Source organism: Streptomyces achromogenes subsp. achromogenes, from assembly GCF_000720835.1.
GTDB lineage: Bacteria > Actinomycetota > Actinomycetes > Streptomycetales > Streptomycetaceae > Streptomyces > Streptomyces achromogenes.
In genome coordinates this window covers 176,964-201,704 of sequence record NZ_JODT01000015.1, presented here as the reverse complement: position 1 = coordinate 201,704, position 24,741 = coordinate 176,964, and the positions used below count along the sequence as shown (strand labels likewise).

The 24,741-nt window shown below is 70.5% G+C and carries 26 protein-coding genes; 12 read left to right on the top strand and 14 right to left on the bottom strand.

The window, feature by feature from the left end; translation table 11 throughout:
* Nucleotides 1-131 precede the first annotated feature (131 nt).
* From IH25_RS0117045 to IH25_RS0117030, 4 genes are all read left to right on the top strand, one after another.
* Nucleotides 132-1,505, top strand: coding sequence for an extracellular solute-binding protein (locus IH25_RS0117045; protein ID WP_030610250.1), 1,374 nt, complete (start codon nucleotides 132-134; stop codon nucleotides 1,503-1,505).
* Nucleotides 1,502-2,365 (top strand): carbohydrate ABC transporter permease, encoded by an 864-nt coding sequence (locus IH25_RS0117040; protein ID WP_030610249.1) that lies wholly within the window; start codon nucleotides 1,502-1,504, stop codon nucleotides 2,363-2,365. The genes IH25_RS0117045 and IH25_RS0117040 overlap by 4 nt, the downstream gene beginning before the upstream one ends.
* Complete coding sequence (locus tag IH25_RS0117035; RefSeq protein ID WP_030610245.1) at nucleotides 2,365-3,222, top strand: carbohydrate ABC transporter permease; 858 nt, start codon at nucleotides 2,365-2,367, stop codon at nucleotides 3,220-3,222. Before IH25_RS0117040 ends, IH25_RS0117035 begins: the two co-directional genes overlap by 1 nt.
* 127 nt (nucleotides 3,223-3,349) lie before the next feature.
* Nucleotides 3,350-4,057 (top strand): hypothetical protein, encoded by a 708-nt coding sequence (locus IH25_RS0117030; RefSeq protein WP_030610242.1) that lies wholly within the window; start codon nucleotides 3,350-3,352, stop codon nucleotides 4,055-4,057.
* Nucleotides 4,058-4,141: 84 nt separating this feature from the next.
* Here IH25_RS0117030 and IH25_RS0117025 read toward each other — a convergent pair whose 3' ends face one another.
* Nucleotides 4,142-5,167 carry an ATP-dependent 6-phosphofructokinase gene (locus tag IH25_RS0117025; RefSeq protein ID WP_030610238.1) on the bottom strand — a complete coding sequence of 342 codons (1,026 nt, stop codon included), beginning with the start codon at nucleotides 5,165-5,167 and terminating at the stop codon, nucleotides 4,142-4,144.
* A gap of 193 nt (nucleotides 5,168-5,360) precedes the next feature.
* On the opposite strand from IH25_RS0117025, the gene pta reads away from it, so the two are divergent.
* The 3 genes from pta (at nucleotide 5,361) to pyk (ending at nucleotide 10,183) form a co-directional block, all read left to right on the top strand.
* Entirely contained in the window at nucleotides 5,361-7,463 is a 2,103-nt protein-coding gene (gene pta, locus IH25_RS0117020) for a phosphate acetyltransferase (protein WP_030610235.1), read from the top strand.
* Entirely contained in the window at nucleotides 7,460-8,671 is a 1,212-nt protein-coding gene (locus IH25_RS0117015; protein WP_030610232.1) for an acetate kinase, read from the top strand. Before pta ends, IH25_RS0117015 begins: the two co-directional genes overlap by 4 nt.
* A gap of 84 nt (nucleotides 8,672-8,755) precedes the next feature.
* The gene (pyk, locus tag IH25_RS0117010; RefSeq protein WP_030610229.1) at nucleotides 8,756-10,183 is read left to right on the top strand and encodes a pyruvate kinase; all 1,428 of its coding nucleotides are present in this window, start codon (nucleotides 8,756-8,758) and stop codon (nucleotides 10,181-10,183) included.
* 90 nt (nucleotides 10,184-10,273) lie between these two features.
* On the opposite strand, the gene IH25_RS0117005 is transcribed toward pyk, so the two are convergent.
* The 4 genes from IH25_RS0117005 to IH25_RS0116990 all read right to left on the bottom strand — a co-directional run bounded on the left by IH25_RS0117005 (nucleotide 10,274) and on the right by IH25_RS0116990 (nucleotide 14,672).
* Nucleotides 10,274-11,665, bottom strand: a complete 1,392-nt coding sequence (locus tag IH25_RS0117005; RefSeq protein ID WP_037655063.1) for a hypothetical protein — start codon at nucleotides 11,663-11,665, stop codon at nucleotides 10,274-10,276.
* A gap of 94 nt (nucleotides 11,666-11,759) precedes the next feature.
* Nucleotides 11,760-12,302 carry a DUF6114 domain-containing protein gene (locus IH25_RS0117000; RefSeq protein ID WP_030610222.1) on the bottom strand — a complete coding sequence of 181 codons (543 nt, stop codon included), beginning with the start codon at nucleotides 12,300-12,302 and terminating at the stop codon, nucleotides 11,760-11,762.
* Nucleotides 12,303-12,415: 113 nt separating this feature from the next.
* Nucleotides 12,416-13,075, bottom strand: a complete 660-nt coding sequence (locus IH25_RS0116995; RefSeq protein WP_030610221.1) for a DUF6230 family protein — start codon at nucleotides 13,073-13,075, stop codon at nucleotides 12,416-12,418.
* A gap of 625 nt (nucleotides 13,076-13,700) precedes the next feature.
* A complete protein-coding gene (locus IH25_RS0116990; protein WP_030610218.1) occupies nucleotides 13,701-14,672 on the bottom strand; it encodes a tetratricopeptide repeat protein in 972 nt (323 codons plus the stop codon).
* Nucleotides 14,673-14,879: 207 nt separating this feature from the next.
* Here IH25_RS0116990 and IH25_RS0116985 point away from each other — a divergent pair, with 207 nt between their 5' ends.
* The gene (locus IH25_RS0116985; protein ID WP_030610215.1) at nucleotides 14,880-15,506 is read left to right on the top strand and encodes a TetR/AcrR family transcriptional regulator; all 627 of its coding nucleotides are present in this window, start codon (nucleotides 14,880-14,882) and stop codon (nucleotides 15,504-15,506) included.
* Nucleotides 15,507-15,574: 68 nt separating this feature from the next.
* On the opposite strand, the gene IH25_RS0116980 is transcribed toward IH25_RS0116985, so the two are convergent.
* The 9 genes from IH25_RS0116980 to IH25_RS0116940 form a co-directional block, all read right to left on the bottom strand.
* On the bottom strand, nucleotides 15,575-17,275 hold the full coding sequence (locus IH25_RS0116980; protein ID WP_030610212.1) for an acyl-CoA mutase large subunit family protein: 1,701 nt from the start codon (nucleotides 17,273-17,275) through the stop codon (nucleotides 15,575-15,577).
* A 74-nt stretch (nucleotides 17,276-17,349) separates the two neighbouring features.
* On the bottom strand, nucleotides 17,350-17,688 hold the full coding sequence (locus tag IH25_RS0116975) for a DUF3817 domain-containing protein (protein WP_030610209.1): 339 nt from the start codon (nucleotides 17,686-17,688) through the stop codon (nucleotides 17,350-17,352).
* A gap of 43 nt (nucleotides 17,689-17,731) precedes the next feature.
* Complete coding sequence (locus IH25_RS0116970; RefSeq protein ID WP_030610206.1) at nucleotides 17,732-18,241, bottom strand: MarR family winged helix-turn-helix transcriptional regulator; 510 nt, start codon at nucleotides 18,239-18,241, stop codon at nucleotides 17,732-17,734.
* Between the two features lie 11 nt (nucleotides 18,242-18,252).
* On the bottom strand, nucleotides 18,253-18,600 hold the full coding sequence (locus IH25_RS37570; protein WP_051753966.1) for a hypothetical protein: 348 nt from the start codon (nucleotides 18,598-18,600) through the stop codon (nucleotides 18,253-18,255).
* A gap of 137 nt (nucleotides 18,601-18,737) precedes the next feature.
* Nucleotides 18,738-19,385 carry a TetR/AcrR family transcriptional regulator gene (locus tag IH25_RS0116960; protein WP_030610203.1) on the bottom strand — a complete coding sequence of 216 codons (648 nt, stop codon included), beginning with the start codon at nucleotides 19,383-19,385 and terminating at the stop codon, nucleotides 18,738-18,740.
* Nucleotides 19,382-20,062, bottom strand: a complete 681-nt coding sequence (locus IH25_RS0116955; protein WP_030610200.1) for a DUF4166 domain-containing protein — start codon at nucleotides 20,060-20,062, stop codon at nucleotides 19,382-19,384. Before IH25_RS0116955 ends, IH25_RS0116960 begins: the two co-directional genes overlap by 4 nt.
* 228 nt (nucleotides 20,063-20,290) lie before the next feature.
* Entirely contained in the window at nucleotides 20,291-21,043 is a 753-nt protein-coding gene (locus IH25_RS0116950; protein WP_030610197.1) for a hypothetical protein, read from the bottom strand.
* A 143-nt stretch (nucleotides 21,044-21,186) separates the two neighbouring features.
* A complete protein-coding gene (locus tag IH25_RS0116945; RefSeq protein WP_030610195.1) occupies nucleotides 21,187-21,480 on the bottom strand; it encodes an MTH1187 family thiamine-binding protein in 294 nt (97 codons plus the stop codon).
* Nucleotides 21,477-21,821: a DUF3817 domain-containing protein gene (locus tag IH25_RS0116940; RefSeq protein ID WP_030610192.1), complete on the bottom strand. Its 345-nt coding sequence runs from the start codon at nucleotides 21,819-21,821 to the stop codon at nucleotides 21,477-21,479. The genes IH25_RS0116945 and IH25_RS0116940 overlap by 4 nt, the downstream gene beginning before the upstream one ends.
* 228 nt (nucleotides 21,822-22,049) lie before the next feature.
* On the opposite strand from IH25_RS0116940, the gene IH25_RS0116935 reads away from it, so the two are divergent.
* From IH25_RS0116935 to IH25_RS0116920, 4 genes are all read left to right on the top strand, one after another.
* Complete coding sequence (locus IH25_RS0116935; RefSeq protein WP_030610188.1) at nucleotides 22,050-22,682, top strand: AIM24 family protein; 633 nt, start codon at nucleotides 22,050-22,052, stop codon at nucleotides 22,680-22,682.
* On the top strand, nucleotides 22,682-23,332 hold the full coding sequence (locus IH25_RS0116930; RefSeq protein WP_030610186.1) for an AIM24 family protein: 651 nt from the start codon (nucleotides 22,682-22,684) through the stop codon (nucleotides 23,330-23,332). The genes IH25_RS0116935 and IH25_RS0116930 overlap by 1 nt, the downstream gene beginning before the upstream one ends.
* A complete protein-coding gene (locus tag IH25_RS0116925; RefSeq protein WP_030610183.1) occupies nucleotides 23,329-24,138 on the top strand; it encodes an AIM24 family protein in 810 nt (269 codons plus the stop codon). Before IH25_RS0116930 ends, IH25_RS0116925 begins: the two co-directional genes overlap by 4 nt.
* A gap of 91 nt (nucleotides 24,139-24,229) precedes the next feature.
* Complete coding sequence (locus IH25_RS0116920; protein ID WP_030610180.1) at nucleotides 24,230-24,706, top strand: MarR family winged helix-turn-helix transcriptional regulator; 477 nt, start codon at nucleotides 24,230-24,232, stop codon at nucleotides 24,704-24,706.
* Nucleotides 24,707-24,741 lie beyond the last annotated feature (35 nt).

Genomic DNA, 24,741 nt, shown 5'->3' with positions numbered 1-24,741 from the left:
ACGGCCGGCGGCCCGTTCCGCCCGCCGGGCGGGCGCTATCACCCCGCAGACGCATTGACCTGACCGGACCAGCGCTCTTACCTTCACACGGCAGTCATCTCCGCGCCACCCCCACGTGCGCTCAGGAGGTCATGCCCGTGCGCCCCACCGCCGCCCTCTCCGCCCTCCTCACCGCCGCCCTCTCCGTCACCGCGCTCACCTCCTGCGGCAGCGGCAGCGGCCGCGACCCCGACACGGTCAAGGTGTCGTACAAGCAGTCCACCGACAACTCCGTCAAGGTGGCGGACACCTACCTGGCCGGTGTCAAGGAGCAGTTCGAGCGCGAACACCCCGGCAAGAAGGTGGAGTTCGTGCCGATCAAGGCGCCGGACGCGGAGTACTACACCAAGCTCCAGCAGATGCTGCGCTCCCCGCGCACCGCCCCGGACCTGGTCTACGAGGACACCTTCCTCATCAACTCCGACATCACCAGCGGGTACTTGAGGCCGCTCGACGCCTATCTGGCCAAGTGGCCGGACTGGCGGCGGTTCATCGGCAGCGCGAAGGCGGCGGCGAAGGGCCGGGACGGCAAGACGTACGGGGTGCCGGACGGCACCGACACCCGCGGACTCTGGTTCGACAGGCGGGTGTTCAGCAAGGCGGGCCTGCCGCGGGACTGGCAGCCGCGGAACTGGGAGGACGTCCTGGCCGCCGCCCGCACCATCAAGCGCAAGGTCCCCGGGGTGATCCCGCTCAACGTCTACACCGGCAAACCGGCGGGCGAACGGGCCACGATGCAGGGCTTCGAGATGCTCCTGTACGGCACGGGCGACGGCTCCTCCGATCCGCTCTACGACGACACCGCCGGCAAGTGGGTCGTCGGGTCCCGGGGCTTCAAGGACGCGCTGGCGTTCGTGGAGACCGTCTACCGGGAGAAGCTCGGCCCCGACGTCTCCGACGCCCTCGACCCGAACTTCAACACCACCGTCAACGGCGAACTGCTCCCCCAGGGCAAGCTCGGCATCGCCCTCGACGGCTCCTGGCTGCCGCAGACCTGGCAGCCGGGCTCCGGGCACGCGTGGCCCGACTGGTCCCGGCAGCTGGGGCTCGCCGCCATGCCCACCCAGCACGGCCAGGCGCCCGGCAAGGTGAGCATGTCCGGCGGCTGGACCTGGGCCGTCCCGGCGAAGGCGGCCAACCCCGGCCTCGCCTTCGACTTCGTCAAGACGCTCCAGACGAAGGACAACGCCCGCAAGTGGTACCTCGCCAACTCCGGCATCGCCGTACGCCAGGACGTCGCCGCGGACCCCGCCTACACCGGCGCCCAGCCCGGCCTGCGGTTCTTCACCGGCCTGGTGGCCCACACGCACTACCGGCCCGCGTACCCGGCGTACCCGAAGGTGTCGACCGCCGTCCAGGAGGCCATGGAGGGCGTCACGACCGGTGACCTGTCCGTGGCGGAGGCGGCGCGCGGCTACGACGCCACCGTGGAGGACGTCACCGGCGGCCGAGTGGTCCGCAAGTGAGGCGCGCGCACCCGGCCGTCCGGACCCTGCCGCTCGTTCCCGCGCTGGTCGTGCTGCTGCTCTTCCTCGCCGGGCCCATCGCCTACTGCGTCTGGATCGCCTTCACCGACCTCCAGCTGACCGGCCAGGCCCACTCCTCCTTCACCGGCCTCGCCAACTTCCGCCGGGCCTTCCGGGACGACGCGTTCCTGAACGCCGTATGGCTGACCCTGGTGTTCACGGTGCTGTCCTCGCTCGTCGGGCAGAACACCCTCGGGCTCGCGCTGGCCGCCCTGATGAAGCGCGCCTCGAAACCCGTCCGCACCCTCACCGGCGGCGTGGTGATCACCGCGTGGGTACTGCCGGAGGTGGTGGCGGGGTTCCTGCTGTACGCGTTCTTCCGCCGCGAGGGCACGCTGAACGCCGTCCTGGACTGGCTGGGCCTGCCCCGGCAGAACTGGCTGTTCACGCTGCCCATCCTCGCCGTGTCCTTCGCCAACGTCTGGCGCGGGACGGCGTTCTCGATGCTGGTCTACTCCGCCGCGCTGGACGAGATCCCCGCCGAGATCACCGAGGCCGCCGAGGTGGACGGGGCCGGCGGCTGGCGGCGGCTGTGGCACATCACGCTGCCGATGATCCGCCGCTCCATCGGCACCAACCTGATGCTCAACACCCTCCAGACGCTCTCCGTCTTCGGGCTGATCTGGGTGATGACCCGGGGCGGGCCCGGCGGCCGCAGCCAGACCCTGCCGCTGTTCATGTACGAACAGGCCTTCCAGAACAGCATGATCGGGTACGGCACGGCGGTCGCGCTGCTCCTGCTGCTGGTCGGCTCCCTGTTCTCCGTGGTCTATCTGCGGCTGCTGCGGACGGAGGTCTGATGCCCCTCCGGCACGCTTACCGCCGCCGTCCCTCCCGCCGGCGCGCCACCCGGCGGCTCGCCGCCGACCTCGCGCTGCTCGCCATGGCCGCCGCCTTCGCGCTGCCGCTGGCCTGGGTGCTGCTGTCCGCCGTGGACCCGGGCGCCGGCCTGCGGGTACGGATCCCGGACGGGCTCACCCTGGACAACTTCCGCGCGGTCCTCACCCCCGACATCACCTACACGCCGCTGCTCAACAGCCTGCTGCTGTGCGGGGGCGGCACGGCGCTGACCGTCGGCTGCGCGGCCCTCGCCGCGTACCCGCTGTCCCGGTTCCCCTCCCGGCTGAACCGGCCGTTCCTGCTGACCATCCTGTTCGCGACCAGCCTGCCCATCACGGCGATCATGGTGCCGGTGTACGCCCTGTTCGTCCGGGTGAACCTGATCGACACCCTGCAAGGCACCGTCTTCTTCTTCGCCGCCTCCCAACTCCCGTTCGCCATCTGGCTGATGAAGAACTTCATGGACGGCGTGCCGAAGGAGCTGGAGGAGGCGGCCTGGACGGACGGGGCCTCGGCCGCGCAGTCGCTGGTGCGGATCGTGCTGCCGCTGATGGGGCCGGGGCTGGCCGTGGTCACCGTGTTCTCGTTCGTGATGATGTGGGGGAACTTCTTCGTCCCGTTCATGCTGCTGCTCAGCCCGGACCGGATGCCGGCCTCGGTGAGCGTCAACGACTTCTTCGGCAACCGGGGCATGGTCGCCTACGGGCAGCTCGCCGCGTTCTCCGTGCTCTACTCCACGCCCGTGATCCTGCTGTACGTCCTGGTGGCCCGGCGGCTGGGCGGCGGCTTCGCACTGGGCGGGGCGGTGAAGGGATGACGCCGTGCGGGGAGGTGACACCGAGTGCCTGGACATACCCGGTGATCACCCCGTACGTTCCTACGATCCGTGATCTCGGTGGAACCGACCGTGGTCAGAGCCCCTCCGCACCCCTACGTTGTGCGGGGTGCGCCAACCCTCAGCCCAACCGAACCCCCCGGCTCTCCCGTTCGACGCCCCGGCCGCCCGCAGGCTCCGCGCCGCGCTCGGCATGGGGCCCGAGCACGTCGCCCACGGGATGCGTGTCTCGTACGGACTGTCGTACGTCACCCCTGACCTCGTGATCGCCTGGGAGCGCGGCACGGTCTCCCCCGGCAACCCCGAACTCACCGCGCTGGCGGGCGTGTTGTGGTGTTCCCCGGGTGAGCTGATCAGCCGGCCGCGGACCCTGCGCGAGCATCGCATCGCCCGGTCCGTGGCACCCGAGGACGTCGCCCACGCCGTCGGCATGGACCTGCGCGCGTACCTGAAGGCGGAGGAGAGCGGGGTGTGGCGGGGCAACGAGCGCCAGTCGGCCGCGCTCGCGCGGATCCTCCGGCTGGCGCTGCCCGACTTCGTCGCCGTCACCGGCCGCGAGGCGAAGCTGGCGGAGCTGCTGCGCAGCGCGGTGACGACCCGCTGGCAGGCGTATGTGCGGCCGCTGCTGAAGCTGGTGCCGCTGGACAAGGACGTCCTGGAGCCGGTCCTGCAGGAGCTGCACCAAGACTACCAGGGGCACATGGCCGCCACCCTCGGCTGGGGCGGCGGCAGCCGGAGCGCCGGCGAACCGGGGCAGCGGTTCCTGGACGCCATCGTAGAGGCGTTCTGGCGGTCCGTGACGGACCGGACCGCCTGACGGGACGGGACCGCCTGACCGACGGGACCGTGACCGGTTCCGGGCGACCGCGGCCGGTTCCGTTTCCGGTGTCCGCGACCGGTCCTAGAAGACCGACTCGGCCTCGTCCATGCGGTCCTTCGGCACCGTCTTCAGCTCGGTGACGGCCTCCGCGAGCGGCACCATCACGATGTCGGTGCCGCGCAGCGCGGTCATCCTGCCGAACTCGCCGCGGTGCGCGGCCTCGACGGCGTGCCAGCCGAAGCGGGTGGCGAGGACGCGGTCGTAGGGGGTGGGGACGCCGCCGCGCTGGACATGGCCGAGGATGACCGGCTTGGCCTCCTTGCCGAGGCGCCGCTCCAGCTCGTAGGCGAGGGCGGTGCCGATGCCCTGGAAGCGCTCGTGGCCGTACTGGTCGATCTCGCCCTTGCCGTAGTCCATGGTGCCCTCGGCGGGGTGGGCGCCCTCGGCGACGCAGATGACCGCGAACTTCTTGCCGCGGGCGAACCGCTCCTCGACCATCTTGACCAGGTCGGCGGGGTCGAAGGGCCGCTCGGGCAGGCAGATGCCGTGGGCGCCGGCGGCCATGCCGGACTCCAGGGCGATCCAGCCGGCGTGCCGGCCCATGACCTCCACGACCATCACCCGCTGGTGGGACTCGGCGGTGGTCTTCAGGCGGTCCATCGCCTCGGCGGCCACGCCCACGGCCGTGTCGAAGCCGAAGGTGCGGTCGGTGGAGGAGATGTCGTTGTCGATGGTCTTCGGTACGCCGACGACCGGCAGGCCCGCGTCGGAGAGCATGCGGGCCGCGGTGAGGGTGCCCTCGCCGCCGATCGGGATCAGCGCGTCGATGCCGAACTCCTCGACCATGTCCGCGGCGCCCTCGCAGGCCTCGCGCAGCCGGTCGCGCTCCAGCCGGGAGGAGCCGAGGATGGTGCCGCCGCGGGCCAGGATGCCGCTGACCGCGTCCAGGTCGAGAGGCCGGTAATGGCGGTCGAGCAGGCCGCGGTAGCCGTCCTCGAAACCGATGACCTCGTCCCCGTACTGGGCGACCGCCCGGTGCACGACCGAGCGGATCACGGCGTTCAGGCCGGGGCAGTCGCCGCCTGCGGTGAGAACTCCGATGCGCATCGTGCTGTGTCTCCTGCTCGCTGTCGTGTGCCGGTGAGCCAGTGACGATTCTTTCACGTCCGCCGGAGCGGTGAAGTCCTGACGGGCGCCTTATCCGTCAGCAGGGGTATTGTCAAGAGGGTTCGGCTCACCTCGGTGGGCGATTTTTATGCCGAAGAGGCGACAGAAGCGACATGAGGAACGGAGTGGACACGTGACGCGCAGCGTGTACGTGACCGGGATCGACCGCGGTGACGGCCGCCAGGTCGTGGAGCTGGGGGTCATGGAACTCCTCACCCGGCAGGTCGACCGGGTGGGCGTCTTCCGTCCGCTCGTCCACGACGGACCCGATCGGCTGTTCGAGTTGCTGCGGGCCCGGTACCGCCTCGCGCAGGACCCGGCGACGGTCTACGGCATGGACTACCAGGAGGCGTCCGCGCTCCAGGCCGAGCAGGGCGCGGACGAGCTGGTCGCCACCCTCGTCGACCGCTTCCACCGGGTGGCCCGGGACTACGACGTGGTCCTGGTCCTCGGCACCGACTTCGCCGGCACCCAGCTGCCGGACGAGCTGTCCCTGAACGCCCGGCTCGCCAACGAGTTCGGCGCCTCGGTCATCCCCGTGGTGGGCGGCCGCAAGCAGACCGCCGAGTCGGTGCTGGCCGAGACCCGCAACGCCTACCGCGCCTACGACGGGCTCGGCTGCGACGTGCTGGCCATGGTCACCAACCGGGTGGCCCGCGAGGACCGCGACGAGATCGCCGGGCGGCTGGCGAACCGGCTGCCGGTGCCCTGCTACGTGGTCCCGGACGAGCCCGCCCTCTCCGCGCCGACGGTCGCCCAGATCGCCCAGACCCTGGACGCCAGGGTGCTGCTCGGCGACGACTCCGGCCTCGCCCGGGACGCGATGGACTTCGTCTTCGGCGGCGCCATGCTGCCCAACCTGCTGGGCGCCCTGACCCCGGGCTGCCTGGTGGTCACCCCCGGCGACCGGGCCGACCTGGTCGTGGGCTCGCTGGCCGCGCACAGCGCCGGCACCCCGCCGATAGCCGGTGTGCTGCTGACGCTCAACGAGGTGCCGCGCGACGAGATCCTCACCCTGGCCGCCCGGCTCGCTCCCGGGACCCCGGTGCTGTCGGTGTCCGGCAACAGCTTCCCCACCGCCGAGCAGCTGTTCTCCCTGGAGGGCAAGCTGAACGCGGCCACCCCGCGCAAGGCGGAGACCGCCCTCGGCCTGTTCGAGCGCCACGTCGACACCGCCGAGCTGGCCCGCCGGGTCTCGGCGCCGAGCAGCGACCGGGTCACCCCGATGATGTTCGAGCACAAGCTGCTGGAGCAGGCCCGCTCCGACAAGCGGCGGGTGGTGCTCCCGGAGGGCACCGAGGAGCGGGTGCTGCACGCGGCCGAGGTGCTGCTGCGCCGGGGCGTGTGCGACCTGACCCTGCTCGGCCCCGAGGACCGGATCCGCAAGAAGGCCGCGGACCTCGGCATCGACCTCGGCGACACCCAGCTGATCGACCCGGCCACCTCCGCGCTGCGCGACACCTTCGCCGAGAAGTACGCGGCCCTGCGCGCCCACAAGGGCGTCACCGTCGAGCTGGCCTACGACGTCGTCTCCGACGTGAACTACTTCGGCACGCTGATGGTCCAGGAGGGCCTGGCCGACGGCATGGTCTCCGGCTCGGTGCACTCCACGGCCGCCACCATCCGGCCCGCCTTCGAGATCATCAAGACCCGGCCGGACGCCTCCATCGTCTCCTCGGTGTTCTTCATGTGCCTGGCCGACAAGGTGCTGGTCTACGGCGACTGCGCGGTCAACCCGGACCCCAACGCCGAGCAGCTCGCGGACATCGCCATCCAGTCGGCGGCCACCGCCGCCCGGTTCGGCGTGGAGCCGCGGATCGCGATGCTGTCGTACTCCACCGGCACCTCCGGCTCGGGCGCCGACGTGGACAAGGTGCGCGAGGCCACCGAGCTGGCCCGCTCGCGCCGGCCGGACCTGAAGATCGAGGGCCCGATCCAGTACGACGCGGCCGTGGAGCCGTCCGTCGCGGCGACCAAGCTGCCCGACTCGGATGTGGCCGGGCAGGCAACGGTTCTGATCTTCCCGGACCTCAATACAGGCAACAACACCTACAAGGCCGTGCAGCGCTCGGCCGGCGCGATCGCCGTCGGCCCGGTCCTGCAGGGCCTGCGCAAGCCGGTCAACGACCTGTCCCGCGGCGCCCTCGTCCAGGACATCGTCAACACGGTCGCCATCACGGCGATCCAGGCCCAGACCCCCGCCCACACCCCCACCGAGAAGGCGTCCCAGCAGTGACCTCCCCCACCCGTGTCCTCGTCCTCAACTCCGGCTCCTCGTCGCTGAAGTACCAGCTGCTGGACATGCGGGACAGCAGCCGCCTCGCGGTGGGTCTGGTCGAGCGGATCGGCGAGCAGACCTCCCGGATCGAGCACACCTGCCTCACCGGCGGCGACACCCGCGAGCACACCGGCCCCATCGCCGACCACGAGGCCGCCCTCAAGGCCGTCGCCGAGGAGCTGAGCCGTGACGGCCTCGGCCTGGACTCCCCCGAACTGGCCGCCATCGGGCACCGGGTGGTGCACGGCGGGATGTTCTTCACCGAGCCCACCGTCATCGACGACGAGGTGCTCACCGAGATCGAGCGGCTGATCCCGGTCGCCCCGCTGCACAACCCGGCCAACCTCACCGGCATCCGCACCGCCCAGGCGCTCCGCCCGGACCTGCCCCAGGTGGCGGTCTTCGACACCGCGTTCCACACGACGATGCCGGAGTCCTCGGCGCGCTACGCCATCGACCCGAAGATCGCCGACCGCCACCGGATCCGCCGCTACGGCTTCCACGGCACCTCGCACGCCTACGTCTCCCGCGAGACCGCGCGGCTGCTGGGCAAGGACCCGTCCGAGGTCAACGTGATCGTGCTGCACCTGGGCAACGGCGCCTCCGCCTCCGCCGTGGAGAAGGGCCGCTGTGTGGACACCTCCATGGGACTGACGCCCTTGGAGGGGCTGGTGATGGGTACGCGGTCCGGTGATCTGGACCCTGCCGTCATCTTCCATTTGGCCCGGGTTGGCGATATGTCCATGGACGAGATCGACACTCTCCTCAACAAGAGGAGCGGCCTGTTCGGTCTGTGCGGGGACAACGACATGCGGGAGATCCGCCGCCGGATCGACGAGGGCGACGAAGAGGCCGCGCTCGCCTTCGACATTTACATTCACCGGATCAAGAAGTACATCGGCGCCTATTTCGCGGTGCTCGGCACCGTGGACGCGGTGGCCTTCACGGCCGGCGTCGGAGAGAACGCGGCTCCGGTGCGGGAGGCGGCGGTCGCGGGCCTCAAGGGCCTGGGTCTGGCGGTGGACCCGGAGCGCAACGCCGTGCGCGGCGGCGGGGCCCGGCTGATTTCGCCGGAGTCCGCCCGGGTGGCGGTCGCCGTGGTGCCGACGGATGAAGAACTGGAGATCGCGACGCAGACCTACGCACTGGTCGGAAAGAACAACTGAATAGCACCTGAGCGGTGTGGCACTCATTTGTATCTTCCGCCAGACGGAATATTCCGTAGCGAAACAAACCGATAGGATCGCCCCATGCGCCGTTCGAAAATCGTCTGTACTCTCGGCCCCGCGGTCGACTCCCACGAGATGCTCGTCGCCATGATCGAGGCGGGCATGAACGTAGCCCGCTTCAACTTCAGCCACGGCACCCACGCCGAGCACCAGGCGCGGTACGACCGCGTCCGGGCCGCGTCCAAGGAGACCGGCCGCCCCATCGGCGTCCTCGCCGACCTCCAGGGCCCGAAGATCCGTCTGGAGACCTTCGCCGAGGGGCCGGTCGAGCTGGAGCGCGGTGACGAGTTCGTCATCACGACCGAGGACGTGCCGGGCGACAAGCACATCTGCGGTACGACGTACAAGGGGCTGCCGGGCGATGTCTCGCGCGGCGACCAGGTCCTGATCAACGACGGCAACGTCGAGCTGAAGGTCCTGGACGTCGAGGGTCCGCGGGTGCGGACGATCGTCATCGAGGGCGGTGTCGTCTCCGACCACAAGGGCATCAACCTGCCCGGCGCGGCCGTGAACGTCCCCGCGCTGAGCGAGAAGGACGTCGAGGACCTGCGCTTCGCCCTCCGCATGGGCTGCGACATGGTCGCGCTGTCCTTCGTCCGGGACGCCAAGGACATCCAGGACGTGCACCGCGTCATGGACGAGGAGGGCCGCCGCGTCCCCGTCATCGCCAAGGTGGAGAAGCCGCAGGCGGTGGAGAACATGGAGGACGTCGTCGCGGCGTTCGACGCCGTGATGGTCGCCCGCGGTGACCTCGCCGTCGAGTACCCGCTCGAGAAGGTCCCCATGGTGCAGAAGCGCCTGATCGAGCTGTGCCGGCGCAACGCCAAGCCGGTGATCGTCGCGACCCAGATGATGGAGTCGATGATCACCAACTCCCGGCCGACCCGCGCCGAGGCCTCGGACGTGGCCAACGCGATCCTGGACGGAGCCGACGCGGTCATGCTGTCGGCCGAGTCCTCGGTGGGCGCGTACCCGGTCGAGACGGTCAAGACCATGTCGAAGATCGTCACCGCGGCCGAGCAGGAGCTGCTGTCCAAGGGTCTGCAGCCGCTGGTGCCGGGCAAGAAGCCGCGCACCCAGGGCGGTTCGGTGGCCCGCGCGGCCTGCGAGATCGCCGACTTCCTCGGCGGCAAGGGCCTGATCGCGTTCACCAAGTCCGGTGACACCGCGCGCCGGCTGTCCCGCTACCGGGCCACCCAGCCGATCATCGCCTTCACCACGGACGAGGCGACCCGCAACCAGCTCACCCTGAGCTGGGGCGTCGAGTCGCACGTCGTGCCGTTCGTGAACACCACGGACGAGATGGTCGACCTGGTGGACCAGGAGGTCGCCAAGCTGAGCCGGTTCGACGCGGGCGACACCGTGATCATCACCGCCGGTTCGCCCCCCGGCGTCCCCGGCACCACCAACATGCTCCGCGTCCACCACCTGGGCAACCAGAGCAGCTGACCCACCGGTCCGGCGACACACCGAGGGCGCCCCCTGCGACAGGGGGCGCCCTCGGCCTTGTGCGGCTCCCGGACCGGCTTGTGCGACCGTTCAGTCGGTCGTGTACATGTGCATGCCAGGGATGTGCAGATTGCCGCCGAACTGGGCCGCCTGGACCACCTTGACATGGGTGAAGTAGATGATCGGGATGTTCAGCGGCGGCGGGCTGTCGGGGCTGAAGGTCACCGGGAGCAGCCCGAACAGGTTCCCGGAGATGCTCTCGGTGTACATCACCGTGTCGCCTCCGGTGATGGTGGACTTGGAATTCTTGGCGGCCTGGACGTGGTAGGTCTTGTTCGCCTGCTTGTCCTTGACCGTCTGGTGCAGGTCACCGATCTCGGTGCCGTCGGAGATGACGTACTTCAGCACCTTCTTGGTGGTGCCGTCCGCCCGCCTGACCTCCACGACGCCCTGGTAGTCGGCGCCCTTGAGGAGCAGCGAGCTGGCGTCCAGGTACCAGGGGTCGTTCGCCACCGCCACCGTGTTGTCGACGCCGCCCTCGTCGTCCGTGGCCACCGGGCAGTCCTCGACGGAGGCGGACTCGCTCCCGGACGGGCTCGGCGTGCCCGAAGGGCTGGACGACGGGGTGCCGGACGGGGTGGACGAAGGGCTGGACGACGGGGTCGGGGCCGTCTCCCCGGCCGGCTCGGTGGTGTCCTTCTCGTCGGCCTCGGCCCCGGTGCCGGCGGTGTCGCCGGCCGCCTTGACCGTGTCACCGGCCGCCTTGACCGTGTCGCCGGCGGTGTCCTCGGCGGCGCCGCCGCCGGAGCCCGTGCCGGAGTTCTCGGCCTTGGGCGACCGGGACGCCGTAGGAGCCGGGTCCACGGTCTGCGTGGAGGTGCCGGCGCCCTTGTCCCGGCCGCCGGTGAGGATGTCACCGACCGTGTCGCCGATGGTGTCCAGGAGGTTCCCGTCCCGGGTCTCCGCCGGCGCGTCCGTGTCACCGCCGGTGCCCGAACCCGAGCCCGCCGTACCGGAGTCCGACCCGGAGGAGCCGGAACCCGTGCCGGACGAGCCGGAGCCGTCCGCGTCCGGTCCGGCGGGAGCGGGGTCCGAGGTCGCGGTCGGGTCGGGCGTGGCCTTGTCGTCGGAACCTGAATCCGACGAAGAGGTGCCGCCCTCCTCCCGCGTCTTCTCGCTCTCTTTGCCGGTGGTCTTCTTCCGTGCCGGCGCGTCCGACGCCTTGTCCGAGGCGGACGGCGACGGCGACTGAGCGGGGTCCTTGTCCTCGTCCGTGCCCTTTTCCTCGTCCAGCGCCTTGACGCAGGCCTCGTACTCCTCGCGCGTCAGGTCCTTGGCCGACGCGGAGGTGGACGGGTGCGGGGTCGGGGAAGAAGAGGAGTTGCCGTTGTTGTCGGCGAGGGCCAGCGTGGACGTGAGGCCCATGCCCATGAGCACGGCCGTCGGCATCGCCACGGACGCTATGGCCTTGCCGGCCGGCATGTGGAACCTGGTGAACAGTGACTTCCTGGGGGCCGCGTGGCGGGGCCCGGATCTCGCGCGGGACCCGTCCACGTCACTCCCGCGGGTCACCTCGTCAGCCGGCACTGTGCCTCCCGTTCGCCCCGTTGGCCGGGATCGTTCCTGACAGGTCGTTCGATTCCTGCGCCCCGTGGGCCGTCCCTGACCCCCCGTCCTCAGGAGCACCGTCGCCGTCGGCCGGTGCCGCCGCCCGCCCCGCCGACTTGTCCGGCGCCCAGGACACCGCCATGGCACCGCCGAACAGCGAGAGCAGGAAGCCGATGATGAAGCCACCGAAATTGGAGACCGGGAGGGACACCAGTGCCAGCAGGATCGCGGCGACGCCGGCGAAGACCCGCACGTGCTGCTGGAACCACAGGGTCAGACCCAGGACGACGAGGAGCACGCCGATGATCAGGGACCCCGCTCCCGCGGTGGTCGCCATCGCCACCGTGAGCTGACCGAACTTGATGTGCGCGTACGGGAAGTACATGATCGGAAAGCCGCCGAGCATGACGTACAGACCCGCCCAGAACGGGCGGCGGCCCCGCCAGGCGCGGAACTGCAGCCTCCGGCGGGTGAACTGACCGGGTACGGCGGCAGAAGTCTCGGCGCTCATGGACAACAGCTCCCTGGTGCGGCGTTGCTCTGGTGATGTGGTACTGGCTGGGAAGGCCAAGGGGTGAGGGGAGGGCGGGGAAACCGGTGGCTCCCCCGCCCGTCATCGTGTGCCTAGTAGCACTCGATTCCCTCGCCGCTGCCCCAGCTCAGACCCATGTGCAGGTTGGACAGCTTGAACGTGCCGGCGGTGGTCGCCCACGCCGTCTGCTTCACGTCGGTCAAGATGGCCGTGTCGGCCTGCTGCGCGAACCCGAAGGGGCTGGCCTTCTTCTGCTTGTACTCCTCGGGATTGGGCCGAGGGCCCTTGGTGGCACTGCCGGCCGCGACGCCGATGTCCATCCCCTTGAACAGGGCCTCCTTGGCATCGAGGTTGGCGACGTCGATGTAAAGCTGCGACGCCTCCACCTTCTTGCCCTTGTCACCCGCGGTCAGCTTGAGGGTGACTTGCTTGTTCAGGAACGGAATCGGAGTGACCACGGACTGGCACATGTCGGTGATCTCGGCCGTGTTGAAGGCCGAAACCGCCACCGGGTGCGCCTCGTCCTTGCTGCCGTCGAGGGACTTGCCCGTGTCGACCGCGCCGTACTGGGTGAAGCCATGGCCTTCAAGCTGGCCGGCCCGGACCTTGAACTCCTGCCCCGACACACTGAACGAAGCCGCGAGAGCGCCCTGCGCGAGGGCGACACCTATCGCGGCTGTAGCGGCCACGCTGGGCACCATGACCACAGCGAACCGCTTCCATCTGGTCCCGCCACGCACCTGGGACTCCATATTTCCTCCTTCTCGGACGTACATCTCCTGGCCCGGACTCGCCCTCGGTCGGCGGCTCAGCCGGGCAGGGATGGGAGAAGTGCTACGTCCTCGGAAAGGAGAGCGCCCGCACTCGGCGGCGCACTGCGCGCCCGAATCACCGGCGATCACCCCCGAGCGACAACCACTGGGTCGCGCCTGACACACATCACGCACAACCTTGCTGGACAGGCTTCGCCGGGGTGGCGAAGACCCCCCTGCCCTGGACCCGGCGCCACTGCCGCCGGCCCCGCTCGGTGGGGACCCAGATTGCCCCGTGACCCGGCCGGCTGCCGGGGTGCGGGAAGGGACCGAGCGTGGCCGATCGTGGTGCATTCTCGGCCCGGACACAAGGGGGTTCGTTACTGGCTAGTAACGGCGAGATAACCGGAGGACGACCTACCGGTCTCGGAGCGCGACGTACGGTGGCACCGCTGGGCAGAGCAAAGCCGTTGATCCCTGGACGAATCCAGACAGACCAACGGCCTCAGTTTACTCGGAGTAACAGCGGCCACGTTTCCCAAGATTTGGTAAAGCGCGGCCGCCATGTCGCCTTGGCGGAGAATCTTTCACCACGGCATCACAAGCCGTGGCCGGGTACCGCCCCTCAGAAAAGGGCGCGTGCGAGGGCCCGGCGGGCCGCCACGACCCGCGGGTCCTCCGGGCCCACGACCTCGAACAGCTCCAGCAGCCGGCGCCGTACGGCGTCCCGGTCGTCACCCGCCGTGCGCTGCACGGTGTCGATCAGCCGGCTGAAGGCGTCCTCGACATGACCGCCCACCAGATCCAGGTCGGCGGCGGCGATCTGCGCCTGCGCGTCCTTGGGCTTCTCGGCGGCTTCCTGACGGACCTTCTGCGGGTCCATGCCCTGCACCCGCCGGAGCAACTCGGCCTGCGCCAGGCCCAGCTTGGCCTCCGGGTGGGCCGGGTCGTCGGCCAGCACGTTCTGGTACGCCCGCACGGCCCCGTCGAGGTCGCCCGCGTCCAGCGCCTGGGCGGCGGCGTTCAGCGCCGCGTCGTACGGGCCCTCGGCCGGCGCGGCCGTCGGCGCACCGCCCGGCTCGGCCTCCGGGTCGACGGTCAGACCGGTCAGCCCGAAGCGCTGCTCGGCCACCGCCACCAGCTGGTCCAGGGTCTCGCGGATCTGCTGCTCGCCGGCCGCGCCCTGGAACAGCGGGAGCGCCTGGCCCGCGACGACGGCGAAGACGGCCGGGATGCCCTGGATCCCGAACTGCTGCATCAGCATCTGGTTGGCGTCGACGTCGATCTTGGCGAGGAGGAAGCGCCCGTTGTACTCGACGGCCAGCCGCTCCAGGACCGGGCTCAGCTGTTTGCAGGGCTGACACCACTCGGCCCAGAAGTCGATGACGACGGGGACTTCGGCGGAGCGCTGCAGGACGTCCCGCTCGAACCCTGCCTCATCGACGTCGATGACGAGATCGGCCGGGGAGACGGCCCCCGTCCCGCCCTGCCGGGCGGCTTCGGCGCGCGCCTGCTCGGCCTTGGCCTTGGCCTCCTGGGCCGCCTTCACGGCGGCGAGGTCGACGACACCGCTCATGGACATGTTCCGTGGCTGCATGCGTCTATCCTCCCCCGAGCCGGCGCCTGAGTGAAAAAGCGTGGTGTGGCGCCGGGTCCCCACCCGCGCCTTGTGGCCATCGCCCGTGTACGTCCCTCACGAGCTTTCGCTACGAGTCGTAGCGTAATGCCACGAGGGCGTCGCGCGACACCACACCCCGGTGATCTCCCTCACGGCCCCCCGGGACCCGCCGGTTATGGTCGGGGAATGCAGAGCCGCACCCCCGCCAGCCGTACCGGACGCCCGCGCAGCGCCGCCGCGGACACCGCGATCCTGGCCGCGACCCGGGAGGCTCTGGTCGAGCTGGGCTGGTCCAAGCTCACCCTGTCGGACGTCGCGACGCGGGCCGGGGTTGCCAAGACGACCCTGTACCGCCGCTGGGCCGGCAAGAACGAACTGGTCGTGGACGCCGTCGCGGAACTCTTCGACGAGCTGGAGCTCCCCGACCTCGGCAGCCTCGCCGCCGACATCGAGGGCGTGGTCCTGCAGTTCGCGGCCATCCTCGCGCGCCCGGAGGCCCGGAGCGGGCTGATGGCGGTCGTCGCCGAGTCCACCCGCGACGACGCGCTGCGCGAACGCATCCGCGCCTCGATAGTGGACCGGCAGATGCGCCTGGTCCTCCAGGGCCGCGCCCGCGCCCAGCACCGCGGCGAACTCCCCCCGGAGCCGGACCCCGAGCAGGCCGCCCGCACGGTCGACCTGATCTTCGACATGGTCGCGGGCGCGGTGGTCCACCGCACCCTGGTCAGCGGCAAACCGGCCGACGAGGAGTGGGTCCACAGCTTCATCCGGATCCTGCTGCTGGGCCTGGTGGGAGCGGCCCGCACGCCCTAGGGATACCCCCGGCACCAGCGCGCCGCCCGCCGGGACACTCCCCGGCGGGCGGCGCGTCGGTGGTCCGGTCAGAAGCCGGCCGGCTCGGTGTAGACCCCCCACTCGTCCCGCAGCACCCCGCAGATCTCGCCCAGGGTGGCCTCGGCGCGCACGGCGTCCAGCATCGGCTCGATCATGTTGGCCCCGGAGCGGGCCGCCGCCAGCATGCCGTCGAGGGCGGCGCGCACGGCCGCCTCGTCGCGGGCGGCCTTGCGCTCGGCGAGGACCCGCACCTGCTCGCGCTCCACCTCGTGGCTGACCCGCAGGATCTCCAGGTCGCCGGTCACCGACCCGGTGTGGACGTTGACGCCCACCACCCTCTTGTCGCCCTTCTCCAGCGCCTGCTGGTAGCGGAAGGCGGACTCGGCTATCTCGCCGGTGAACCAGCCGTCCTCTATACCGCGCAGAATCCCGGAGGTGATGGGCCCGATCGGGTGACGCCCGTCCGGGTGAGCCCTGAGGCCCCGCTCCTTGATCTGCTCGAATATCTTCTCCGCGTCCGCCTCGATCCGGTCCGTCAGCTGCTCGACGTACCAGGAGCCGCCCAGCGGGTCGGCCACATTGGCGACCCCGGTCTCCTCCATCAGCACCTGCTGGGTGCGCAGCGCGATCTCCGCGGCCTGCTCGCTGGGCAGCGCCAGGGTCTCGTCCAGGGCGTTGGTGTGCAGCGAGTTCGTCCCGCCGAGCACGGCGGCCAGCGCCTCCACGGCCGTACGCACCACGTTGTTGTACGGCTGCTGCGCGGTCAGCGACACACCGGCCGTCTGGGTGTGGAACCGGAGCCACTGCGCCTTGTCGCTCTGCGCCCCGTACACGTCCCGCATCCACCGCGCCCAGATACGCCGGGCCGCGCGGAACTTGGCGATCTCCTCGAAGAAGTCCACGTGCGCGTCGAAGAAGAAGGACAGCCCCGGCGCGAACACGTCCACGTCCAGGCCGCGGCTGAGCCCCAGCTCGACGTACCCGAACCCGTCGGCCAGGGTGTACGCCAGCTCCTGCGCGGCCGTGGCCCCGGCCTCCCGGATGTGGTAGCCGGAGACCGACAGCGGCTTGTACGCGGGGATGCCCGCCGCGCAGTACTCCATCAGGTCGCCGATCAGCCGCAGATGGGGCTCCGGCTGGAAGAGCCACTCCTTCTGCGCGATGTACTCCTTGAAGATGTCCGTCTGCAGGGTTCCGTTGAGCACCCGCGGATCGACGCCCTGCCGCTCGGCGGCGACCAGGTACATGCAGAAGACGGGCACGGCCGGACCGCTGATGGTCATGGAGGTGGTCACCTCCCCCAGCGGGATGTCCTTGAACAGCACCTCCATGTCGGCGGCCGAGTCGATGGCGACCCCGCAGTGGCCGACCTCGCCGAGCGAGCGCGGGTCGTCGGAGTCGCGCCCCATGAGCGTCGGCATGTCGAAGGCGACGGACAGCCCTCCGCCGCCCGCCGCGAGGATCATCTTGTAGCGCTCGTTGGTCTGCTCGGCGTTGCCGAAGCCGGCGAACTGGCGGATGGTCCAGGTGCGTCCCCGGTAGCCGGTCGGATGGAGCCCGCGCGTGAAGGGGTACTCCCCGGGCCAGCCGATCCGCTCGAATCCCTCGTACGTGTCACCCGGCCGGGGACCGTACACCGGTTCCACGGGGTCACCGGAGAGTGTGGTGAAGTCCGCGTCCCGCTTGCGCGCGGCGTCGTAACGGGCCTGCCAGCGGCGGCGGCCCTCCTCGATGGCGTGAGCGTCCATACCCTCGAATTTACTTGGACGTCCTAGTAAATGTCGATGGCAGACCGCCGCACGGCATCCGTACGGCGGTGTCGCTACGCCTCGGCGACGGCCGGCGCCTGCCCGGCGACCTTGGCCTCCAGCTCGCGGCTGATCCTGCGCTCGACGAAGAAAGCGGCCGTGGGAATCGTGCCCGCGATCAGCACCCACAGCTGCTTGCCGACCGGCCACTTCGCCTTGGAGCCCAGGTCGAAGGCGAAGACCAGGTAGACGACGTACAGCCAGCCGTGGGCGATGGCGACGACCCGCGTGAAGTCGGCGGCGCCGTTCATGTCCAGCCCGTACTTCGCGATCATGCTCAGGCACAGCAGCACCAGCAGGACACCGGTGGTGTAGGCCAGGACGCGGTAGCGGGTCAGCACGCTCTTTTTCATGGAGTCGAGCGTAACCACCCGTTCCGGGAGATCTTGTCCCGGGTCACTCCTCCGTGAAGTCGTGTGCGGCGATCCGCAGCGGGCGGAACATCGCGAAGATCTCGCGGCACTCCTCCGCGTCGTACACGCCGAGCCCGAAGTCCATGGCCATCAGGTCCCGGGTGGCCGCGTCGACCACCTCGCGGCCCTTGTCGGTGATGACGGCGAGCGTGCCCCGGCCGTCGTTGGGGTTGGGGCGCTTGGCCACCAGCCCGGACTTCACCAGCCGGTCCACGGTGTTCGTCACGGACGTGGGATGCACCATCAGCCGCTCGCCGATCTTGGACATCGGCAGCTCACCGGCCTTGGAGAAGGTGAGCAGGACGAGCGCCTCGTAGCGGGCGAACGTCAGCCCGTACGGCTTGACCACCGCGTCGACCTCCGCGAGCAGGATCTGCTGGGCCCGCATGATGGAGGTGATCGCGGCCATGGACGGCACGTTTCCCCATCGCTGCTTCCACAGCTCGTCGGCGCGGGCGATGGGGTCGAACGGAAGGCTGAGAGGCTTGGGCACGTCATCAGACCCTACCGGCCGGTCATATGCCGGTCAGCCCTGTCTCGGCTTTCGGTCACCGGCCGTTCGGCCCGGGCGCGCAGGGCGAGCGCACGGCAGCACAGGGTGCCGAGCGCGCCGGTGCCCGTGACGGCGGCCCGCACCCCCACCGCCTGCGCCGCCGGCCCGGCCGGCGCCATGCCCGCGCCCTGGACCGTCATCAGCCCGGTCATGGCCCGCCCGCGCGGTTCCTCGGGCACCGCCCGCACGACCCACTGGTCCAGCCCGGACAGCACCAGGAGCAGCAGGGAGCCGGTGAGCCCGGGGCGCAGGGCGAAGCCGAGGTACGGCAGCAGGGTGAGGCAGAGCAGCGGCAGCACGGCGCGTTCGCGGACCGGGGGACGCAGCCGGGCCCCGGCGAGCGCCGGCGACGGGAGGGTGACGGCCCCGGGACGGGAGGGGCGCGGGCAACCGTCGTGACACGCCCGCCCCCCCCGCCGCACCCCGCCGGCCCCCGCTACTGGGTCCGCCGCCGCAGCTGGTGCCGTACGGCGCGCTGGGCGACCGGGCCCAGGGACTCCACCGCGGCGACCAGGGCCCCCAGCTGCTCCAGCGCGTCCAGCGCCGCCCCGGCCCCGGCCTCGTCCACCCCTTCGTACAGCTCGATCCCGACGAAGGACGCGGCGACCGCGCGCGCCAGCCCCGCCGGGTCGGTGAACTCGCCGAACGGTGTCGCCGCCAGGACCCGGCGGAGCACCTGTTCGATCTCGGTGATCCACAGATCGAGCCCGGCGGCGGTGGCCGGGCCCAGGCCGGGGTGGGTCGGGGCGCCGGCCAGCAGCTGGCCGAGCAGGGCGACATGGCCCCCGGCCCGCTCGCGCTCGTGGATCTCGCGGCCGACGGTCAGGAGCTCGGAGAGCGTGCCGACCTCGGCGAGCCGCTCCCGGTAGCGGGCCACCGCCTGCTCCGCTCCGTACCGGCAGGCCGCGGCGAGCAGTTCGTCCACGGATCCGAAGTGGTAGAAGACCAGCGCCTGGTTGACTCCGGCCGCCGCGGCCACCGTACGGGCCGAGGTCTTGGCGATGCCCTGTTCGGTGAGGGTGCGCAGGGCGCCCTCCAGCAGTCGGGTCTTGGTCTCCTGGGACCTCGCGGTCTCCGGGCTCATGCGCGCGCCTCCTCCCGCACCGGGCGCAGCCCGGGCCGTACGCCGCAGCCGCGGATGCCGGTGTACGAGGCGGTGAAGGAGCCCTCGTAGCCGAAGAGCGGCCCGAAGTACCGGTTGACCACGCGCACCCGGATACGGAAACGGCCGGTGGTGTCGTCGTAGGACTCGCGCACCTCGGCGGTGGCGCCGACGAGGTCGGGGACGCGGAGGTCCACCGGGCCCTCCCGGAACCGGTGTGTTCCGGAGCGGATGAGCAGGGAGCCGTCGGGTTCGGCGTGGAAGTGCAGATCGGTGGCGAGGTGCTGGTGGGTGCCGAGGTAGTCCAGGACGCGGTCGCCGCTGGGGCCGAGGACCATCTGCGCGTCGAAGCGGCGGGGCCGGCCGGGCAGGTCGAAGGTGCGCACGAAGCTCACCGTCTCACGGCCGAAGCCGTCGGTGTACGGCACGTTCTCGATCATGAAGGGGACGTTCCGGCCGGCCCGTGGGACGAGGATGTTACGGGTGCCGCCGAGGGCGAGGAACGGCTTCACGAACGCCGGTCCGTGCCAGATCCGGTCCATCACGCCCCGGCCGGTGCATGCCTCGCCGCTGGTCAGGCCGACGGAGAAGCGGCGGCGCAGGGCGGGGTGGAGGCGGTCGAAGGCGGGGCCCATCGCGGTGCGGAAGATCGAGGTCATCGGTGCTTCACTTCTCCAGGGGCGTCGTGGGTGCGTGTCGGCGTTTGTCCGGGGTGCGCTTCGCGGGGGATGTGATCCGCGCTTCTCCGGGAGCGTGATCCGCGCTTCGCCCGGTGTGTGATCCGTGCTTCTCCGGGGACCTGTCCGTGCTTCGCCGGGCACGGGATCGTGCTTCCGCGGGCGCGGAATCCGTGCCTCTCCGGACGTCGTCGCGGTCTCCGGGGCGCGTCATCCGCGTTTCTCCAGCGCCTTCAGCAGGCTCGGCGTGCGCGTGCGGGTGGTGGGGGCGCGCAGGCAGCGGCGGGCGGCCGGGGTGCCGGCGAGGGGCGCCTTGAACAGGGCGAGGAAGACGCCGGGTACGAGCAGCAGCGGGCACAGGTAGGCCGTCGCGTCGGTGAAGGGGCCGGGCAGGCCGGGGGGCGATCCGTGGGCGAGCACGGTCAGGCAGAGGGCGAGGACCAGGGCCCGGACGGCGAGTTCGGCGAGCCAGTTGCGGCGCGCCCGCTCCGGGGTGATGCCCCGCTCCAGCCAGAGTCGGAGCCGGTCGAAGGACCAGGCGGTCGCCCAGCCCATGAGGGGCCGGAACAGCAGGCGGTCGGCGAGGGCGCCGACGAGACCCCAGCGCGGGCGGTAGTCGTAGCCGGTGAGGAAGCGGACGCCGTGGGCGTCGGGCACGTAGCGCCAGTAGCCGCTGCCCTCGGCGATGAGGGAGAGGGGGTGCGGGGAGGCGAAGCGCAGGGCGGAGGTGCGGGTGCCGTCGGCGCGTTCCTTCTCACCGGCGGCGACACCGGTGCCGGAGACCGTGAGGAACGGCAGCACGCGCGCGGCGTACCGGAAGCGCTGCGGTTCGCCTTCCGCGCGCGGGAGGTAGTCGATCTCGGTGAAGCGCAGGTCCCAGCGTTGGTGCCGGGCGGGGTCCTGGGTGCGCGCCCACAGCTCGTCGAGGTCGGCGCGGATGTGCGTCTCTATGTAGAGACCCATGTGTTCCCCCACGTGGGCGCGGTGTTTGAGCGACTGCTCAAAACGTCTGGCGCGAACGTACACGCCTTTGAGCGATCGCTCAAATATCGGGGACGCGAAAACCCCGGCCCAGCGGGACCGGGGTTTCGCGGAGGCGGGTCGCGCTACTGGGCGAGGTACCGCTCGACGGTCTCCACCTTGCTGGTGAGCCCGTCGGTCACGCCGGGGCGGATGTCGGCCTTGAGGACGAGCGACACGCGCGGGGCGCGGGCCTCCACGGCGGCGACGGCGCGCCTGACGACGTCCATCACCTCGTCCCATTCGCCCTCGATGGAGGTGAACATGGCGTCGGTGCGGTGGGGCAGGCCCGACTCGCGGACCACGCGCACGGCGTCGGCGACGTACTCGCCCACGTCCTCGCCGACGCCGAGGGGCGTCACGGAGAAGGCGACGATCATGCGTTCACGACCCCTTCCTTGCGGGCGCGGGCGGCGATGACGGCGTCCTCGGCCTCGCGGCGCAGCTTGCGCTCGGCGAAGAAGCCGCCGGTGGGCAGCACCGACAGGACGAAGTAGAGGGCGGCCGTCTTCAGGGGCCACTTGGTGCGGTTCCAGGCGTCCGCCCAGAAGATCACGTACAGGACGAAGAGGACGCCGTGGATCGCTCCCATCACGGGGACCGCGTCGAAGTCCGTGGTCCGCTTCAGCACCGAGCACACGAGCAGGATCAGGAAGGACACGGCCTCCGGGGCCGAGACCAGGCGGAGGCGGCGGAGGGCGGTGGCGGTCTTGATGTCCACGGGTCACCTTCGGTGGGAGGGTCGACGACGGTCTGCCGGTTACGGACTGCCGGTTTGTGCGAGCCGGCGCGTGCCGGACCGAGCCGGCGGCGGAACCGGTTTGTGAACGCACGCACAAGCGTTCCCCCATTGTGGCAAACCGCGCCCCTAGGGGTCGGCTCAGGGTGGGTTTCCACCCGTGGGCCCTGTTCCGTCCACCCGCGCCGCCGCTAGTTTCGCACCGTGGCGATGTTCCGACTCCAGGGCAGCAAGGTGCTCGCCGTCGACATGACCGGGGATGCCGTGAAGGCGAAGAACGGCTCGATGGTCGCGTACGACGGGCAGATGGCCTTCAAGAAGCTGAGCGGCGGCGGCGAGGGGCTGCGGGGGATGGTGACCCGGCGGCTCACCGGCGAGCAGATGACGGTGATGGAGGTGAAAGGGCAGGGGACGTGCTGGTTCGCGGACCGGGCGTCCGAGATCAACCTGGTCTCCCTCCAGGGGGACAAGCTCTACGTCGAGGCGGGCAATCTGCTGGCGACGGACGCGGCACTGCGCACGGGCACGACGTTCACCGGGGTGCGCGGCGCCTCCCAGGGCAACGGCCTGTTCACGACGACCGTGGAGGGACACGGGCAGGCGGCGATCCTCTCCGACGGCCCGGCGGTCGTCCTCCGGGTGACCCCGCAGTATCCGCTGACCGTCGACCCGGGCGCCTATGTCGCCCACCAGGGTGATGTCCGGCAGTCCTTCCAGTCCGGTGTGACCTTCCGCACGTTCCTCGGAGAGGGCGGCGGCGAGGCCTTCCAGATCCGCTTCGAGGGCGACGGGCTGGTGTACGTGCAGCCGAGCGAGCGGACCACGATCGCGGGGGACGTGTGATGACCTTCCGGGAGATCAACTCCAAGATGGTGGAGGCGACCGTGGCGCCGGGGCAGCGGCTGTTCAGTCAGCGCGGCGCGATGCTCGCCTACCGCGGGGACGTGTCCTTCACGCCCAACATCCAGGGCGGCCAGGGCGGGCTGATGTCCATGATCGGGCGCCGGGTGGCCGGCGAGGCGACCCCGCTGATGACCGTCGAGGGCAGCGGCACGGTCTTCTTCGGGCACGGCGGCCACCACGTCCATGTGATCACCCTCTCCGGTGACACGCTCTATGTGGAGGCCGACCGGCTGCTCGCCTTCGAGGGCACCCTGCGGCAGGGCACGATGTTCCTGGGCGCCCAGGGCGGGGTGATGGGCCTGGTGCGCGGGCAGGCCACCGGGCAGGGCCTGTTCACGACCACGCTCCAGGGGCACGGCTCGGTGGCGGTGATGGCACACGGCGGCGTCTTCGAGGTCCCGGTCACCCCGCAGCGCCCGGTCCATGTCGACCCGCAGGCGTACGTCGCCCATCACGGCGAGCTCCGCAACAGGCTGTCCACCGCGCTCGGCTGGCGCGACATGGTGGGCCGCGGCTCCGGCGAGGCCTTCCAGCTGGAGCTGAGCGGCAACGGCACGGTGTACGTCCAGGCGTCGGAGGAGAAGCTGTGAGCACCTACGGAACCCCGGGCGCCGGACCGGTCGTGCACGACCCGCTGTCGCTGCCCGCCGACGACAACGTCAACGCGTACACCTTCTGCGTGGAGCTGAAGAGCGCCCAGTGGTTCCTGCAGAAGGGCAAGATGATCGCCTACTACGGGTCGATCGAGTTCAACGGCATCGGGCATGGGCGACTCGACCGGCTTGTCCGTACGTCGTTTCATTCGCCACTGCACGCGAGCGACTGGGTCGTGGCGGAGGGCTCGGGGAAGATGCTGCTGGCCGACCGGGCGTTCGACGTCAACTCCTACGACCTGGACGACGGGAACTTGACCATTCGCGCGGGCAATCTGCTCGCTTTTCAGCCAAGTCTGGCGCTCAAACAGTCGATCGTCCCGGGATTTCTGACCCTTATCGGAACCGGAAAGTTTGTAGCCGCATCAAACGGTCCGGTGGTGTTCGTGGAACCTCCGATCCGGGTGGACCCGCAGGCGCTCGTCGGGTGGGCCGACTGCCCGTCCCCGTGCCATCACTACGACCATGGGTACCTGACGGGTGTACTGGGCGGTCTACGTGCGATGACGGGCTTCGGCGGGGTCTCCGGCGAGGAGCACCAGTTCGAGTTCGTCGGCGCGGGGACGGTCCTGCTGCAGTCGACCGAGACCCTCATGGCCGAGGTGGCGACGGGGGCGGTTCCGCCCGAACCCGGGGTCCCGGGAGGTGGCGGAATGACACCGGGCGGACACGGTCCGCAATCGTCGGGTGCACCGCGCCTTCCCGGACAGCTGGGAGACCTCCAGCGTCGCTTCGGGCTGTGAGCGGTAGTCTGCGGAGTGTGACGTCGAACGCGTGCGCACGTCACACCGCCCAAGTTAGTTCGCCATTCAACTTCTTAGGTAGACTTCATTCATGGAGACCGAGACGGCCACGCGCTGGCTGACCGATGCGGAGCAGTGCGCTTGGCGCACCCACCTGGAGGTCAACAGGCTGTTGACGTACCAGCTCGAAAAGGATCTGCAGCCGTTCGGCCTGACAATGAACGACTACGAGATCCTGGTGAACCTGTCCGAGTCGGAGGACGTACGGATGCGGATGAGCGACCTGGCCTCCGCGACCCTTCAGTCCAAGAGCCGGCTCTCGCACCAGATCACGCGCATGGAGAACGCCCACCTGGTCCGCCGCGAGAACTGTGACACCGACCGGCGGGGGCTGTACGCCGTGCTCACGGACCACGGCATGGAGATGATGCGGAAGGTCGCCCCGCATCACGTGGCCTCGGTGCGCCGGCACTTCATCGACCTGCTGTCGCCGGACGCGCTGATGGAACTGGACAAGGCGCTCAAGCCGGTCGCCGAGCACCTGAGAGGACAGCGGGGACGCCCCTGAGCCCCCACACGCACGGACGGGCGGCGGCAACACCA

Coding starts and splice junctions, on each gene's coding strand:
- IH25_RS0116950 (WP_030610197.1), bottom strand. CDS start 21,043: ATGGGTCTCTACATAGAGACGCACATCCGCGCCGACCTCGACGAGCTG.
- IH25_RS0117000 (WP_030610222.1), bottom strand. CDS start 12,302: ATGAGCGCCGAGACTTCTGCCGCCGTACCCGGTCAGTTCACCCGCCGG.
- IH25_RS0116980 (WP_030610212.1), bottom strand. CDS start 17,275: ATGGACGCTCACGCCATCGAGGAGGGCCGCCGCCGCTGGCAGGCCCGT.
- IH25_RS0116955 (WP_030610200.1), bottom strand. CDS start 20,062: ATGACCTCGATCTTCCGCACCGCGATGGGCCCCGCCTTCGACCGCCTC.
- IH25_RS0117005 (WP_037655063.1), bottom strand. CDS start 11,665: ATGCCGGCCGGCAAGGCCATAGCGTCCGTGGCGATGCCGACGGCCGTG.
- IH25_RS0116960 (WP_030610203.1), bottom strand. CDS start 19,385: ATGAGCCCGGAGACCGCGAGGTCCCAGGAGACCAAGACCCGACTGCTG.
- IH25_RS0116990 (WP_030610218.1), bottom strand. CDS start 14,672: ATGCAGCCACGGAACATGTCCATGAGCGGTGTCGTCGACCTCGCCGCC.
- IH25_RS0116975 (WP_030610209.1), bottom strand. CDS start 17,688: ATGAAAAAGAGCGTGCTGACCCGCTACCGCGTCCTGGCCTACACCACC.
- IH25_RS0116935 (WP_030610188.1), top strand. CDS start 22,050: ATGTTCCGACTCCAGGGCAGCAAGGTGCTCGCCGTCGACATGACCGGG.
- IH25_RS0116930 (WP_030610186.1), top strand. CDS start 22,682: ATGACCTTCCGGGAGATCAACTCCAAGATGGTGGAGGCGACCGTGGCG.
- IH25_RS0116920 (WP_030610180.1), top strand. CDS start 24,230: ATGGAGACCGAGACGGCCACGCGCTGGCTGACCGATGCGGAGCAGTGC.
- IH25_RS0116985 (WP_030610215.1), top strand. CDS start 14,880: ATGCAGAGCCGCACCCCCGCCAGCCGTACCGGACGCCCGCGCAGCGCC.
- IH25_RS0117035 (WP_030610245.1), top strand. CDS start 2,365: ATGCCCCTCCGGCACGCTTACCGCCGCCGTCCCTCCCGCCGGCGCGCC.
- pyk (WP_030610229.1), top strand. CDS start 8,756: ATGCGCCGTTCGAAAATCGTCTGTACTCTCGGCCCCGCGGTCGACTCC.
- IH25_RS0116945 (WP_030610195.1), bottom strand. CDS start 21,480: ATGATCGTCGCCTTCTCCGTGACGCCCCTCGGCGTCGGCGAGGACGTG.
- IH25_RS0116995 (WP_030610221.1), bottom strand. CDS start 13,075: ATGGAGTCCCAGGTGCGTGGCGGGACCAGATGGAAGCGGTTCGCTGTG.
- IH25_RS0117025 (WP_030610238.1), bottom strand. CDS start 5,167: ATGCGCATCGGAGTTCTCACCGCAGGCGGCGACTGCCCCGGCCTGAAC.
- IH25_RS0117045 (WP_030610250.1), top strand. CDS start 132: ATGCCCGTGCGCCCCACCGCCGCCCTCTCCGCCCTCCTCACCGCCGCC.